We start from the raw sequence: 13,353 nt of genomic DNA, 5'->3' as shown, positions 1-13,353 counted from the left end.
GGGAGGGCGGATGCCCTCCCTTTTGTGCTTTAAATCTGCCCTACTTCGTCCCGGCGCCGGCCTTGCGCTGCCGGTAGGCGCGAACGTGCTCGCGGTTGGCGCAGTTGCCGGTGTCGCAGAAGCGCTTGGACCGGTTGCGCGAGAGGTCCAGCAGCACGGCCCGGCAGTCGTGGGCCGCGCACGTGCGGAGGCGGTCGAGCTCGCCGGAGCGGACGACGTCCATGACCGCGAGTGCGATCTCCGTGGAGATCCGGTCGGCCAGCGGGGCATCGTGGGTGGTCGCGTGCAGGTGGTAGTCCCATCCATCGTGTTTGACCAGCTGGGGCAGGGCTCGGGCGTTGCGCAGGATGTTGTTGACGATCTCCACCGCCTCGTCGACGTCGGCGCCCCAGAGGGCGCGAAAAACGGTGCGCAGGTGCCGGACCTCGCGCAGCTCGCCCTGCGTCCCAGCCCGAAACCCCGAGTACTGCTCCTCGGCGAGGAAATGATCTAGATCGGCGACGGTCCTGAGCTGGTCCACCTCGGCCTCGGCCGAGTTCACGAGGTTGACTGCCGAACGCAGTGCGATCAACGTGTCAGGGGCAAACTGCATATGGGTCGTGTCACTCCTCATGAGCTACTGGTTGGTTCGGGTTTTCCCAGTGTACTTTAAGGCGTAGCATTTATGTAAGTAGTCAAATCAAATACACTCATGACATCTCAAGTGGGCGCCGAATCGCGGCGAGTATTGACAGGGAGAACCAGTGAAGGAGGCGGCCGTGGCAGAGCGCGTGGGGCAGGTGGGAGCGGGGGCACTCTCGGCATCCGAGGCGACGGACTATGCCGGGCAGTCGAGGCGTAACCTGGCCGGCTTCGGCATCGCCCTCTTCAGCGCGATCGTCTTCGCGACGAGCGGGTCGTTCGCCAAGCCGCTGCTGGAGGCCGGTTGGACCAGCGGTGCCGCGGTGGGCGCTCGCATGCTCGGTGCGGCGCTGGTGCTGCTGCTGCCGACGCTGTGGGTCTTGCGCGGCCGCTGGCACACCGTCAGCGACAACTGGAAGCCGATCGTGCTGTTCGGTGTCTTCGGGGTCGCCGTTTGTCAGTTCTCCTACTTCCAGGCCGTGCAGTACCTCGACGTGTCCGTCGCCCTGCTGCTCGAGTACATGGCACCGATCCTGATCGTGCTCGCCGCGTGGGTCGTCACCCGCCGGAGCCCGCGGTTGCTGACGATCCTCGGGGCGGTGACCTCCGTCGTCGGGCTGGTGCTGGTCCTCGATGTGACGGGCGCCAAGGGGGTGGATCCGCTCGGCGTGATGTGGGGGCTGATCGCAGCCGTCGGGCTCGCGGTGTTCTTCGTGGTCGGCGCGCAGCAGAACGACTCGCTGAACCCGCTCGTGCTCACGACCGGCGGTCTGCTCGTCGGCGCCCTGCTGATGTTCGCGCTCGGGGCCGTCGGGCTGCTGCCGATGCGGGCGACCTTCGGGACGGTCAACTTCAGCGGCTTCGAGACCCCGTGGTGGGCGGCTCTGGCCGGCCTGATTGTCGTGGCCGCCGTCCTGGCCTACGTCTCCGGCATCCTCGCAGCCCGCGCCCTCGGCGCGACGCTCGCCTCCTTCATCGGCCTGACGGAGGTCATCTTCGCGGTCTGCTGGGCGTGGCTGCTGCTCGGCGAGATGCCCGCGCCGATCCAGCTCCTCGGGGGATTGTGCATCGTCGCTGGTGTGATCCTCGTCCGCGCCGACGAGCTGCGCCAGGCCCGGCGACTGACGCGCCGGGCTCGTCCTCACAGCGCCACCGCGGAGATCCATCACCTTTAGGTAACGGAGTGGCACAGACGGTTCTCCTTCCGCCAGCGACTCGTTAGGGTGGGCGTGTCAGAGGGGATAATTCATTCATGGACGTAGTCGACATGAGCACGGCGCACCAGGTCGAACAACGCGATCACCGGCGCCCGGTCGCCGCAGTGCTGCTGACGCTCTTCACGGCGGGTTTCGGCGGCTGGATGCTGGCGCGCGCGGACGATCCGATCATGATCGCCATCGCCGCGATGTGGATCCTGTTGGCCGCCGTCGTGACGCTGCTGAGTGCCCGGTATTGGCGGCCCGCAGCCGAGAACATGCGCTGGATCGGCGCCTCGGGCCTGGCGCTCTCCGTCGCCTCGATCGCCGCCGTCTTCGTCCTCGCCGAGGCCGAGGTCACGAATCTCGCCGCCGCCGAGACCGGGTTCTGGCAGCCGTTCGGCCCGCTCATGCTCGTCTTTCTGGGCATGCTCATCGCGCCCACCGTGTTCTCGCCCGGCTGGCCCCTCGACACGTGAGCCGCCCAACGACCGACTCGGTGACGCGCGCGGCTGGATTGCCGGCGGCCGATGCGACGTCTCCCGCAACACGAGCCGGATCCAGCGTGAAAATCTCCCGGGCGCTCATGGCGGTGGTTTTCGCCGTGTCGAGCCTGTCAGTGCTCACCGGGGCCCCGGCCTCGGAGCCTGGGTGGTCCTACGCGGCTCAGCTCTGGGGCTGGGCCCTCTACACGATCGGGCTGGCCCTGCTTTACTTCGCCGGCTTCGGGCTCCTCCGGGCGGGCAGCATTCCACGCTGGCGCATCGCGGCCTGCATTGTCGCGGCCGGCTGCGCGGCAGTTGTCGTGGGCGCGTTCCTCTCGCCGTCGGTCCTGGCGCCCGTGGCAGTGCTCGGGCACGGCGCGGTGGCGGTCATACTGTGCGTCTGGGTCCTGTTCCCGCAGTGGCGGGGCTGGCACCGTAGCGCTTGAGGCGCGGGGAAGCGGTGCGCTGACGGAGGTTCAGCCGCGCGCAGCTCGGTGACAGGCAGCGTTGGTGATCTCCACGTAGGCGTTCGAGGCCTGGAGCCCCATCTGCTCGGTTCCGGTCAGGAACGCGTCCGCGGCCATACGGTACAGCAGCGCCCGGAGCAGGTACTGGGGGAAATCCGGGTCGTGGCTGATCTGGTCGATCAGCTGTGTTCCGGCCCCGTGAGAGGTGTCAGGAGGTCGATGATCCCGGTGACCAGGGGTTCAGCCTTGAACCCGGTCAGCGGCTCCTCACCCCACGCGATTCGGTCGGCTCGAGCCCAGGGGTCCTGACGTCGAGCCAGAAAGCCCGGACGCTGGATCGGTTCGAGGAGATCGCAAAAGGCTTCGCCCGCCCGGGCGACGTCCACCCAACGGCCGGACTCGTGTTCGCCCTCGAGGAAATGCGTGGCGGTCCAGCCATCGACGACGAGGGCGCCCGAGGAGGTGCGGGCAGGAGCCGGCAGCCGGAGCAGATCGGGGTCCCCGATGTCCGCGACGGCTTCGGCCCACCACGCAAGTTGTTCTTGGTTGTCTGCCGGCTTGAACACCAGGTCGGCGACCCGCCACGAGGAGCCCTCCCCGCCGGGAACGCGGGCAGGTGCGCCGCATGCCTTGAAGGCCTCGATGACAAACGGCGACGGAGGCTGCTGAGGCCGCTGAATGCTCATGCGTTGTGCAGGGCTTCGGCGAGGTCGTCGCCGAGACGCACTGCCCCCTCCTGCCCTCCTGGGCCAGAGGAGGGCAGGCGGGGCGCTGCTGATGGGGCACTAGATATTGCAGCCCGAAGCGCGGGCAGCTGTGTAGGGGTACCAGCTGACCGGACCCGGGCCCATCTGGGGTGCGCAGAGCACGCGCCACGTCTGGGGACCCACGATCCCGTCGGCCTGAAGGCCCCAGTAGCGCTGGAAGTCAATCACCGCCGAGCGGGTTGCGGGGCCGTAGGCGTTGTCGACTGCGAGGGTCTGGTAGGTCGAGCCGGGGCTGAGGCGGAAAGCGTTGAGCAGCACCTGGATATTGCCCACGCAGCTGGAGTAGCCGCCCGAGCTGTAGTTGTAGTCCACGCATTGGCCAGCGGCCTCGGCTGGTGCGGGTGGTGCGGTCACACTCAGGGAGCCACCCAAGATCAGGCTGGCGGCGGCGATAAGTGCGATTCTGGAACGTCGAGTTGTCTTGCGCATCAAACTAAGTCCTTTCAGTCAAGAATTTAGATAAATGCTAACTCAACCAGAATGATCGTGCCCATGGGGAGAACTCCCCATGGGCACGAGGTGACTCATCGTCCGAAACGCAGCAACCGCAGCGAGTTCGCGACCACGAGCACCGAGCTCGCCGCCATCGCGAGCCCCGCGAGCATCGGGTTCAGCAGGCCGAGCGCCGCGACCGGGATGCCGAGCGTGTTGTACGCGAACGCCCAGAACAGGTTGGTCTTGATGACCGCCAGCGTCTTGCGCGAGAGCTCGATCGAGGTGACGACCTGCCCCAGCTCGCTGCCCATGACCGTGATGTCCGCGGCCTCGATCGCGACGTCCGTGCCCGAACCCATGGCGATCCCGAGGTCGGCGGTCGCCAGCGCGGGGGCGTCGTTCACGCCATCGCCGACCATCGCGACCTGTCCGCCGTCGGCCTGCAGCCGCTTCACCGCCTCGACCTTGCCCTCGGGCAGGACTCCGGCGAACACGTCCGCGGGGTCGATGCCCACCTCGGCGGCCACCTGGGCCGCGACCTGCTCGTTGTCGCCCGTCAGCAGGACGGGGCGCAACCCGATCTCCTTGAGCCGGCCGATCGCCGCCGCGGAGCCCGGCTTCACTGTGTCCTGCAGCGAGACGATGCCCGCCGCCCGCGAACCCTCCGCGTCGACGATGCCGACAAGCACCGCCGTCGCACCCTGGGCCTGAGCTTCGGCGAGGCGCTCGCGCTCGGCCTCGGTGAGGTCGACGCCCACCTCGGCGAGCCAGCGGGCCTGGCCGACGTGCACCCGCGCCGGTTCCGCTGCGCCGTCGAGCACGACGTCGGCGCTGACGCCGCCGCCGGCGGCCGAGGAGAAGTTGGCCGCGGTGAAGGCTTCCGCCGGGGACGCGGCCACGATCGCGGCGGCGATGGGGTGCTCGGACCCGGCTTCGACGGCGGCGGCCAGGGCGTGCAGGCGATCTGCGGAGAGGTTGCCGAACGGCTCGACGGCCGTCACCTGAAGCTCGCCGGCCGTGACCGTGCCGGTCTTGTCGAGCACCACGGTATCGATGCGGCGGGTGTCCTCGAGGACCTGCGGGCCGCGGATCAGCAGGCCCAGTTGCGCGCCGCGACCGGTGCCGGCGAGGAGGCCCACCGGCGTGGCGAGCCCGAGCGCGCACGGGCAGGCGATGACCAGGACGGTGACGGCCGCCGTGAACGCCGATTGCGTGTCGCCCGAGAACACGATCCACAACACGAAGGTCAGGACGGCGATGACCAGGACGATCGGCACGAACACCGACGAGATGCGGTCCGCGAGGCGCGCAATGGGAGCCTTGCCGGTCTGCGCTTGCGAGACGAGGCGGCCCATCTGGGCGAGCGTGGTGTCGCTGCCGACGCGGGTGGCCTCCACGAGCAGCCGGCCGGACGTGTTGATCGTCGCGCCCGTGACGCTGTCACCGGGGGAGACCTCAACAGGCACGGACTCGCCGGTGATCACGGAGGTGTCGACGGCGGAGGAACCTTCGGTGACGCGGCCGTCCGTGGCGATCTTCTCGCCCGGTCGAACCACGATGACGTCGCCGGGGGAGAGGGACTCGGCCGGAACGCGGTGCTCCGCTCCGTCGCGCAGGACGACGGCATCCTTCGCGCCCAGGCTGAGCAGGGACTTCAGGGCGTCGCCGGCCCGGGATTTGGCGCGCGCTTCCAACCAGCGGCCGAGCAGCAGGAACGTCGTGACGACGCCGGCGACCTCGAAGTAGAGCTGGTGGTCCGCCATGGACGCCATGCCCGCGCCCGCATGGGCGGTGAGCATCGGGTCGGCGATCAGCTGCCAGGTGGAGAACAGGAAGGCGGCGAGCACGCCGATGGAGACGAGCGTGTCCATCGTCGATGCGCCGTGGCGGGCGTTGATCGCGGCGGCCCGGTGGAAGGGCCAGCCGGAGTACAGCGTGACCGGCGCGGAGAGGGCGAGGGCGACCCAGCCCCAGTGCGGGAACTGTGCCGCGGGGATCATCGAGATCACGAAGAGCGGGATTGTCAGCGCGGCCGCGACGATGAGCCGGGGTCGGATGACGTCGGCGGGGACGTCGTCGTGCTGGTGCCCCGCGTGCCCGCCGTGTTCGGGCTGCTTGACGCTGGCGCGGTATCCGGCCGATTCGACGGCGGCGATCAGGTCCTCGTCGCTGACGTGGGACGGGACCTTCACGTTGGCCGACTCGAGGGGCAGGTTCACGCTCGCTTCGACGCCGTCGAGCTTGCCGAGTTTGCGCTCGACCCGCCCGACGCACGACGCGCACGTCATGCCCTCGACGTTCAGGTCGACCGTGCGGGTTTCGGTTTCTGCGTGGGAATGGCTGTGGTGCGTGGTCATGGCGGGCTCCTAGGGGAAAAACCGCCCACTTTCAACCGGCCCGAGGGCGCGGAAAGGTAGGGAATCAACCGGTGGTGGTTGCTACCGAGCGGGAGGGGCGGTGAAAGCGGGCGGAATTCGCCGGGTGATCAGGCGTTGTTGCTGATGAGGGTGTATCCGGCCTCGGCGACGGCCTCGCTGACCTCCGCTTCGTCGAGGTCGCCCACGGAGGTGATGGTCGCGGTGGACGTGCCACCGGCGTTGAGATCGATGTCCACGGAGTCGACGCCGGCGATGGCCTCGATCTCCTCGGTGACGGAGGCGACGCAGTGGCCGCAGGTCATGCCCGAGATACTGACGGTGAGGGTCTTGCTCATGGTGGTTCCTCCTGGGTGGTTTTGGTTCAGCGCAACAGGCGGCTGATGGCTGCTGAAGCTTCTTTGACCTTGGCTTCGACGATGCTCGGGTCGCCGGTGGCTTGTGATTCCTCGGCGGCACCGACGACGCAGTGGCCGATGTGGTCCTCGACGAGGTTGAGGGAGACCTTGTGCATCGCCGCGTTGACCGCGGAGACCTGGGTGAGGACGTCGATGCAGTACGTGTCCTCCTCGACCATCCGGGCGATGCCCCGCACTTGGCCTTCGATCCGGCGCAGGCGCTTGAGCAGGGCGTCCTTGTCGGCCGAGTAGCCGTGCCCGTGGGTCGTATCGGTGTGCGTCTCCATAACCACGACAATACCCCTGGAGGGTATCGGCGTCAAGTACCCCCTAGGGGTATGTTTCGGTGTGCCCGGCGGCGCGGGTACGACAAGAGCGGCCCGCGACTCGATGTCGCGGACCGCTCTCAGGTTGTTGCCGGCGTGGCGTCAGGCCACCGCGGCCTTCACCGCAGCGAGCAGGCCGTCGATGTCCTCCTCGGTGGTGTCCCACGAGCACATCCAGCGGACCTCGCCCGTGGCGGGATCCCAGTCGTAGAAACGGTAGGACTCGCGCACGCGATCCGCCGCGCCGCCGGGCAGCACCGCGAATACGCCGTTGGACTGCGTCCGCTGCGTCACGGTCACCGCGTCGATTCCGTCCAGACCCGCGCGGAGCCGCTGGGCCATCTCGTTCGCGTGGCCCGCCGAGCGCAGCCACAGGTCGCCCTCGTACAGGGCGATGAGCTGGGCGGAGAGGAAGCGCATCTTCGAACCCAGCTGCATGTTCATCTTGCGGAGGTAGGTCAGGCCCGGGTCATCGTCGCCGAGCCACACCACGGCCTCGCCGAGCAGCATGCCGTTCTTCGTCCCGCCGAGCGAGAGGACGTCGACACCTGCGTCCGTCGTGAATTCGCGCAGCGGCACGCCCAGGTGGGCGCCCGCGTTGGACAGCCGCGCGCCGTCCATGTGCAGCCGCATTCCGAGCGTGTGCACGTGGTCGGCAATGGCCCGCACCTCGGCGGGCGTGTAGCACGTGCCGAGTTCCGTGGTCTGGGTGATGGAGACGGCGAGGGGCTGGGCCCGGTGTTCGTCGCCGAAGCCCCAGGCCTCGCGGTCGATGAGCTCGGGGGTGAGCTTGCCGTCCGGGGTCGGGACGCTGAGCAGCTTCATGCCGCCCACGCGTTCGGGGGCGCCGTTCTCGTCCACGTTGATGTGGGCGGTCTCGGCGCACACGACGGCGCCCCAGCGCGGCAGGAGCGCCTGCAGCGACAGCACGTTCGCTCCCGTGCCGTTGAAGACCGGGAACGCGGTCGCGCGCTCGCCGAAGTGCCCGCGCACGACCTCCTGCAAGCGGGCCGTGTAGGGATCCTCGCCGTACGCGGTGACGTGCCCGGAGTTGGCCGCGGTCACGGCCGCGAGGACCTCCGGGTGGGCGCCGGCGTAGTTATCGGAGGCGAACCCGCGCGCGGCGGTGACCGGCTCGGTGGTGGTGGCGGTCATGCGAAGACTCCCGTCTCGTCGTTTTCGGTGGCAAGGGTCGTGCCGAGGCGCAGGCGGCGGCCGTTGATCTGCTCCGCGTCGAGCGCGAAGAGCTGCACGGCCGCTGCGCCGAGGACCTCGACGTCGGTGAAGCCGGGGAACTTCCGGTCGGGCCTCTCGGCTCGCATCGCGGCGTCGACGAACGCCTTGATGACCAGCACGACGGCGGCCGCGCGGGTGTCGTTGTACCCCTGGGCCATCGCGAGGGTCCAGGTTTCGGCGGCGGCCTTGACGGCCGCGTAGTTGGCGCCGCCGGCCGTCGGCGCTCCGACGGACTCGGCGGAGACGATGGCGACGCGGCCCGCGTCGGAGGTGGCGACGTCGTCGTTGAAGGCGCGAGTGGTGTTGCGCAGCGTGGTCATGACGCGCGAGTGCAGGAAGTCCCAGTCCTCGTCGGTCTGGTCGGCCAGAGTCTTGCCGCCGCGCCAGCCGCCGACGAGGTGGATCAGGCCGTCGACGGGGCCGAGATCGCGGCGGACGTTGTCCGCGAGGCCGGCGACCGCCGTCGGATCCGTGAGGTCGCAGGCGTAGCCCGTGATGGACTCGTGGGCCTCGGCCAGACGGGCAATCCGCGCCGGGTCGCTGCCGACGGCGGCGACCCGCATCCCCGCCCGCGCCAGGGCGGTGCAGGCCGCCACGCCGGAGGCGCTGGTGGCCCCGGCGACGACGACCGTGTAACTCACGCCGCCTCCTGCGCGTCCGGGGTTGCGCCCGTGATGCCGGAGGTGGCTTCGATGACCGGGCGGATCTTCTTCTCGAGGGCCTCGTAGAACATCGAGAGCGGGAACTCGTCGTCGAGCACCTGGTCGGTCAGCCCGCGCGGCGGCCCGTCGAGCGGCAGCGCGTCCGGCCCCTTGGCCCACACGGAGGCGGGGTTCGGGGTCAGGGTCGCGGAGACGAGCTCGTAGGCGGCGAGCCAGTGCGCCGTCTTGGGGCGGTCGATCGAGCGCCAGTACAGCTCCTCGATGCGCACGCCGAGTTCGACGACGACGCCGGTCACCTGGTCCCAGTCGATGCTCATCTTGCCGTCGGTCCAGTGCAGGACGTGGTGCTGGTGCATCCACGCGAAGAGCAGCTGGCCGCCGAGGCCGTCGTAGTTGCGCACGCGGTTTCCGGTCACGGCAAAGCGGAAGATGCGGTCGAAGATCACCGCGTACTGCACGAGTTTCGCGTGCCGGCGCGTTTCCTCGTCGCGCGTTTCATCCCGTTCGATCCGGACGCACTCGCGGAACGCGGTGAGGTCGCAGCGCAGCTCCTCGAGCGAGTACAGGAAGTACGGCATGCGCTGCTTGATCATGAACGGGTCGAAGGGCAGGTCCCCGCGCATGTGGGTGCGGTCGTGGATGAGGTCCCACATGACGAAGGTCTTCTCCGTCAGGTGCTGGTCTTCGGCGAGCTCGGCGGCGCCGGCCGGAAGATCGAGCGAGGTGATCTCCGCGGCGGCCTTCAGGACGCGGCGGAAGCGCGCGGCCTCGCGGTCGGCGAAGATGCCGCCCCAGGTGAAGGCCGGCGTGCTGCGCACGGCGACGCTCTCCGGGAAGAGCACGGCCGAGTTGGTGGCGTAGCCGGGCGTGAAGTCCAGGAAGCGGATCGGCACGAAGAGCTTGTTCGAGTAGTCGCCGGCCTCGAGTTCGTCGATGAACTCGGGCCAGATGACCTGCACGAGCACGGCCTCGACGTAGCGGTTGGTGCTGCCGTTCTGGGTGTACATCGGGAAGATCACCAGATGCGGCAGCCCGTCCACGCGCTCCGTCTGCGGGCGGAAGGCGAGCAGCGAATCGAGGAAGTCCGGCACGGTGAATCCGCCGTCGGCCCACGCGCGCAGATCCTGCTGCACCAGCGTGAGGTACTCGGCGTCGTGCGGCAGGTGGTCGGAGAGCGCCTCGATGGAGGCCAGGAGGGTCTCGACGTGTGCCAGCGCGCCGGCATGGTCGGCCGGCTCGGGGATGGAGCCGTCCTGGACCTGGATCTCCTGGAGCGCGGTGGCGGCGGCCTTCAGTGCCTTCCATGCGGGCAGGTTCGGCAGGTCGGCGGCCGGTGTGTGGCCTGCGGTGCGGGTGGTGTGCGTGGTGGTCAACGTCATCGTCCCCTCCATTCGGTTCTCTCGGGCGGGTCGCCCTCGGTGGTTTGGGTCACCCCAATAGTGCAGCTTACTTCACTATGGTAGCAACTTGAGCGCACTACGACTAGAGATCTGCCCGACGGGCTTGACGGCCCCGTCTCGGGCCCCTAGGTTCGTTCGGGAGTGCGAGTGACTTCTTTCACTATTTGATTCCCAGCCGGCCGCCGGGCCGACCTGATCAGGAGGTTCCCCGTGGCTGTGCTGAAATTCCTGGACCGGGAGCACACGGTTGCCCCTGCCGGATACAGTCGATGGCTGATCCCGCCGGCCGCGCTCGCGGTCCACCTGTGCATCGGGCAGGTGTATGCGACGAGCGTCTACAAGGAGGCGCTCCGCGAGCACTTCGGGACGAGTCTGACGGCCATCGGCGTGATCTTCTCGATCGCCATCGTGATGCTCGGTCTCTCCGCTGCGGTCTTCGGCACGTGGGTGGAGCGCGTCGGCCCGCGCAAGACCATGTTCACCGCCGCGTGCTGCTGGGCCGTCGGCTTCTTCGTCGCCGCCGCCGGCATCTCCGCCGGCCAGCTCTGGCTCGTCTACCTCGGCTACGGGGTCATTGGCGGTATCGGCCTCGGGCTCGGCTACATCTCCCCGGTCTCCACGCTCATGAAGTGGTTCCCGGACCGGCCGGGCCTGGCCACGGGCATGGCCATCATGGGCTTCGGCGGCGGGGCCATGGTCGCCGCGCCGCTCTCCCGCCAGCTGCTCTCGTGGTACGGATCCGACGGCGTCGTCGGGGGCGACGCCGTCGCCAAGCTCTTTGTCACGTTCGGCATCGCCTATTTCGTCGTCATGATGATGGGCGTCTTCACCGTTCGTGTTCCGGCACCGGGGTGGAAGCCTCCGCATTTCGATCCGAGCACGATCAAGCCCAAGGCCATGGTGACCGACGCGGATGTCTCGGCGGCGAATGCGATCAAGACGCCGCAGTTCTGGCTGCTGTGGATTGTCCTCGCCTGCAACGTCACGGCCGGCATCGGCATCCTCGAGCAGGCGGCCGAGATGATCCAGGACTACTTCTCCTCGGGTTCCACGGTCGCCGTGACCGCAGTGGCTGCCGCCGGATTCGTCGGCCTGCTGTCCGTGGCGAACATGGTGGGGCGCTTCGTCTGGTCTTCGGCGTCGGACGTCATGGGCCGCAAGCCCACTTACATGCTCTACCTCGGCGCGGGCATCGCGATCTACCTGTTGCTGGCAACGATCGGCAGCACGTCCACGGCCCTGTTCGTCGTCCTGTGCGCCGTCATCATCTCCTTCTACGGAGGCGGCTTCGCCACGGTGCCCGCCTACCTGCGGGACCTCTTCGGCACCTACCAGGTGGGCGCGATTCACGGCCGGCTCCTCACTGCCTGGTCCACTGCGGGCATCCTCGGGCCGCTCATCGTCAACGGCATCCTCGACGCCCAGGGCACTCCGGGGGAGCTGACCGCTGCCGACTACCGGCCGGCCTTGTTCACCATGGTCGGCATTCTGGCCGTCGGCTTCGTCGCCAACCTGCTGATCCGCCCCGTGGCCTCACGGTGGCACGAGCCGAAGCGGGGCGAGGCGGCCTCCGAGCCGGCGCCGTCCGGCGCGAGAGACTAGGAAGGAAGTGGGAGCGATGTCGGAAGTCGAGGCCCCGCAGGGCGAGAAGACGAGCACGAGCTATCGGCCGGCTCTGGTCCTGACGTGGACCGTGGTGTCGGTGCCGCTCGCCTATGGCCTGTTTCATGCAGTCAAGGCGGTCCTCCAACTCTTCACCGGCTGAGTCGTCCGGGGCGCGGCCGGTTCCCCGCGTTATGCTGAATCGCGTGCCAGATACCCAGCTTTCGGTCCGCCGCATCACCGTCGACGAACACCGCGACCACCTCGCGTCCCGCCCGGATGCGAGCTTCCTGCAGTTGCCCGCCTGGGCCCGCGTGAAGCGCGAATGGCGACCCGAGTATGTCGGTTTCTTCGCCGGCGACGAACTCGTCGGCTCGGCACAGGTCCTGCACCGGCCGTTGCCGGTGCTGAAGCGGACGCTGGCGTACATCCCCGAGGGGCCGGTCGTCGATTTCACCTCCAATACGACGGCGGAGGTGACCCGGCCGCTGCTGGCGCACCTCAAAGCGGGGGGCGCCTTCCTGGTCCGCATGGGCGTGCCCGGAGTGCGCGCCGAATGGCGCGCGGCCGACGTGCGCAAGGCGCTCTCCGGCAAGAAGAAGGAGTCGGACGCGCCGACCCCCGAACTGATGACCGGGCTGGACGCGGTCTTCGCCGACGAGCAGGCTGCGTTCGTCGCCGCGGAGCTAAAGGCAGCGGGTTGGACGAAGCCCGATGTCAGCGAGGACTTCGCCGCGGGCCAGCCGGAATTCCAGGCCCGCATCCCGTTGCGCACCCTCGAGGGCGAGGCGCTCGACGTCGACGGCGTGCTCGCCGGCATGAACCAGAACGCCCGCCGCGAGACCCGCAAGGCGGCCTCCGGGCCGCTCGAGGTCCAGGTGGGCGGGGTCGACGACGTCGAGCGCTTTCACGCGCTGTACCGGGAGACCGCCGAGCGCGACGGCTTCACAGGCCGGCCGGCGTCGTACTTCACCACGATGTACAACGAGCTCAACGCGCATGCGCCGGGCACGTGCACGCTCTACTTCGCGGTGCATGAAGGTCGAGACCTGGCCTCCGCGATCCGCGTCCAGTCCGGCGAGGGATCCTGGTACGTGTACGGGGCGTCGTCGTCCCAGGAGCGCAAGCTCTTCGCTCCCAAGGCGCTCATCCACCGGATGATCGAGGACTCGCTCGCTGCCGGCTGTGCGTATCTGGACCACGGCGGCGTCTCGCCGACGCTGAGCCGCGACCACCACCTGGCCGGGCTCACGCTGTTTAAGACGACGCTCGGCTGCGACGTCGTGCAGACACTCGGCGAGTGGGACTACCGGCTGAACAAGCCGCTCGCGAAGGCCTTCGAGATCTACATGAAGGCGCGCGAGAAGAAGTAGGGGAGTCACG

At 68.7% G+C, this 13,353-nt stretch carries 15 protein-coding genes; 6 read left to right on the top strand and 9 right to left on the bottom strand.

What is annotated here, in order from left to right:
• Positions 1 to 40 precede the first annotated feature (40 nt).
• On the bottom strand, positions 41 to 592 hold the full coding sequence (locus EV380_RS13100) for a CGNR zinc finger domain-containing protein (RefSeq protein WP_130451519.1): 552 nt from the start codon (positions 590 to 592) through the stop codon (positions 41 to 43).
• A 166-nt stretch (positions 593 to 758) separates the two neighbouring features.
• On the opposite strand from EV380_RS13100, the gene EV380_RS13095 reads away from it, so the two are divergent.
• From EV380_RS13095 to EV380_RS13085, 3 genes are all read left to right on the top strand, one after another.
• Positions 759 to 1,796: an EamA family transporter gene (locus EV380_RS13095; protein ID WP_242607619.1), complete on the top strand. Its 1,038-nt coding sequence runs from the start codon at positions 759 to 761 to the stop codon at positions 1,794 to 1,796.
• A gap of 77 nt (positions 1,797 to 1,873) precedes the next feature.
• Positions 1,874 to 2,296 carry a hypothetical protein gene (locus EV380_RS13090; protein WP_130451518.1) on the top strand — a complete coding sequence of 141 codons (423 nt, stop codon included), beginning with the start codon at positions 1,874 to 1,876 and terminating at the stop codon, positions 2,294 to 2,296.
• An 86-nt stretch (positions 2,297 to 2,382) separates the two neighbouring features.
• A complete protein-coding gene (locus tag EV380_RS13085; RefSeq protein ID WP_130451517.1) occupies positions 2,383 to 2,748 on the top strand; it encodes a hypothetical protein in 366 nt (121 codons plus the stop codon).
• A 200-nt stretch (positions 2,749 to 2,948) separates the two neighbouring features.
• On the opposite strand, the gene EV380_RS13080 is transcribed toward EV380_RS13085, so the two are convergent.
• The 8 genes from EV380_RS13080 to EV380_RS13045 all read right to left on the bottom strand — a co-directional run bounded on the left by EV380_RS13080 (position 2,949) and on the right by EV380_RS13045 (position 10,347).
• A complete protein-coding gene (locus tag EV380_RS13080) occupies positions 2,949 to 3,455 on the bottom strand; it encodes a hypothetical protein (RefSeq protein ID WP_130451516.1) in 507 nt (168 codons plus the stop codon).
• Between the two features lie 99 nt (positions 3,456 to 3,554).
• The gene (locus EV380_RS13075; protein ID WP_130451515.1) at positions 3,555 to 3,965 is read right to left on the bottom strand and encodes a peptidoglycan-binding domain-containing protein; all 411 of its coding nucleotides are present in this window, start codon (positions 3,963 to 3,965) and stop codon (positions 3,555 to 3,557) included.
• Between the two features lie 95 nt (positions 3,966 to 4,060).
• The gene (locus EV380_RS13070) at positions 4,061 to 6,328 is read right to left on the bottom strand and encodes a heavy metal translocating P-type ATPase (RefSeq protein ID WP_130451514.1); all 2,268 of its coding nucleotides are present in this window, start codon (positions 6,326 to 6,328) and stop codon (positions 4,061 to 4,063) included.
• 128 nt (positions 6,329 to 6,456) lie between these two features.
• A complete protein-coding gene (locus EV380_RS13065; RefSeq protein WP_102157619.1) occupies positions 6,457 to 6,684 on the bottom strand; it encodes a heavy-metal-associated domain-containing protein in 228 nt (75 codons plus the stop codon).
• A 26-nt stretch (positions 6,685 to 6,710) separates the two neighbouring features.
• Positions 6,711 to 7,031, bottom strand: a complete 321-nt coding sequence (locus EV380_RS13060; protein ID WP_102157618.1) for a metal-sensitive transcriptional regulator — start codon at positions 7,029 to 7,031, stop codon at positions 6,711 to 6,713.
• A 141-nt stretch (positions 7,032 to 7,172) separates the two neighbouring features.
• On the bottom strand, positions 7,173 to 8,225 hold the full coding sequence (locus EV380_RS13055; protein WP_130451513.1) for a threonine aldolase family protein: 1,053 nt from the start codon (positions 8,223 to 8,225) through the stop codon (positions 7,173 to 7,175).
• Positions 8,222 to 8,947 carry an SDR family NAD(P)-dependent oxidoreductase gene (locus EV380_RS13050; protein WP_130451512.1) on the bottom strand — a complete coding sequence of 242 codons (726 nt, stop codon included), beginning with the start codon at positions 8,945 to 8,947 and terminating at the stop codon, positions 8,222 to 8,224. The genes EV380_RS13055 and EV380_RS13050 overlap by 4 nt, the downstream gene beginning before the upstream one ends.
• The gene (locus EV380_RS13045) at positions 8,944 to 10,347 is read right to left on the bottom strand and encodes a DUF6421 family protein (RefSeq protein ID WP_242607618.1); all 1,404 of its coding nucleotides are present in this window, start codon (positions 10,345 to 10,347) and stop codon (positions 8,944 to 8,946) included. The genes EV380_RS13050 and EV380_RS13045 overlap by 4 nt, the downstream gene beginning before the upstream one ends.
• 240 nt (positions 10,348 to 10,587) lie before the next feature.
• Here EV380_RS13045 and EV380_RS13040 point away from each other — a divergent pair, with 240 nt between their 5' ends.
• From EV380_RS13040 to EV380_RS13035, 3 genes are read left to right on the top strand one after another with little or no spacing between them, the layout of a single operon-like run.
• Positions 10,588 to 11,970 (top strand): OFA family MFS transporter, encoded by a 1,383-nt coding sequence (locus EV380_RS13040; protein WP_207219494.1) that lies wholly within the window; start codon positions 10,588 to 10,590, stop codon positions 11,968 to 11,970.
• Positions 11,971 to 11,986: 16 nt separating this feature from the next.
• On the top strand, positions 11,987 to 12,133 hold the full coding sequence (locus EV380_RS16640; RefSeq protein WP_165391963.1) for an MFS transporter small subunit: 147 nt from the start codon (positions 11,987 to 11,989) through the stop codon (positions 12,131 to 12,133).
• Between the two features lie 43 nt (positions 12,134 to 12,176).
• Complete coding sequence (locus tag EV380_RS13035) at positions 12,177 to 13,343, top strand: lipid II:glycine glycyltransferase FemX (protein WP_242607617.1); 1,167 nt, start codon at positions 12,177 to 12,179, stop codon at positions 13,341 to 13,343.
• Positions 13,344 to 13,353: the final 10 nt, after the last annotated feature.

This window comes from Zhihengliuella halotolerans (assembly GCF_004217565.1).
Taxonomy (GTDB): Bacteria; Actinomycetota; Actinomycetes; order Actinomycetales; family Micrococcaceae; genus Zhihengliuella; species Zhihengliuella halotolerans.
The sequence above is the reverse complement of the archived record's forward strand: the minus strand, read 5'-3'. Positions and strand labels throughout refer to the sequence as shown.

Excerpts from the sequence above, each read along its gene's own strand:
- EV380_RS13100 (WP_130451519.1), bottom strand. The coding sequence starts at position 592 with ATGCAGTTTGCCCCTGACACGTTGATCGCACTGCGTTCGGCAGTCAAC.
- EV380_RS13090 (WP_130451518.1), top strand. The coding sequence starts at position 1,874 with ATGGACGTAGTCGACATGAGCACGGCGCACCAGGTCGAACAACGCGAT.
- EV380_RS13080 (WP_130451516.1), bottom strand. The coding sequence starts at position 3,455 with ATGAGCATTCAGCGGCCTCAGCAGCCTCCGTCGCCGTTTGTCATCGAG.
- EV380_RS13075 (WP_130451515.1), bottom strand. The coding sequence starts at position 3,965 with ATGCGCAAGACAACTCGACGTTCCAGAATCGCACTTATCGCCGCCGCC.
- EV380_RS13070 (WP_130451514.1), bottom strand. The coding sequence starts at position 6,328 with ATGACCACGCACCACAGCCATTCCCACGCAGAAACCGAAACCCGCACG.
- EV380_RS13065 (WP_102157619.1), bottom strand. The coding sequence starts at position 6,684 with ATGAGCAAGACCCTCACCGTCAGTATCTCGGGCATGACCTGCGGCCAC.
- EV380_RS13060 (WP_102157618.1), bottom strand. The coding sequence starts at position 7,031 with ATGGAGACGCACACCGATACGACCCACGGGCACGGCTACTCGGCCGAC.
- EV380_RS13055 (WP_130451513.1), bottom strand. The coding sequence starts at position 8,225 with ATGACCGCCACCACCACCGAGCCGGTCACCGCCGCGCGCGGGTTCGCC.
- EV380_RS13045 (WP_242607618.1), bottom strand. The coding sequence starts at position 10,347 with ATGACGTTGACCACCACGCACACCACCCGCACCGCAGGCCACACACCG.
- EV380_RS16640 (WP_165391963.1), top strand. The coding sequence starts at position 11,987 with ATGTCGGAAGTCGAGGCCCCGCAGGGCGAGAAGACGAGCACGAGCTAT.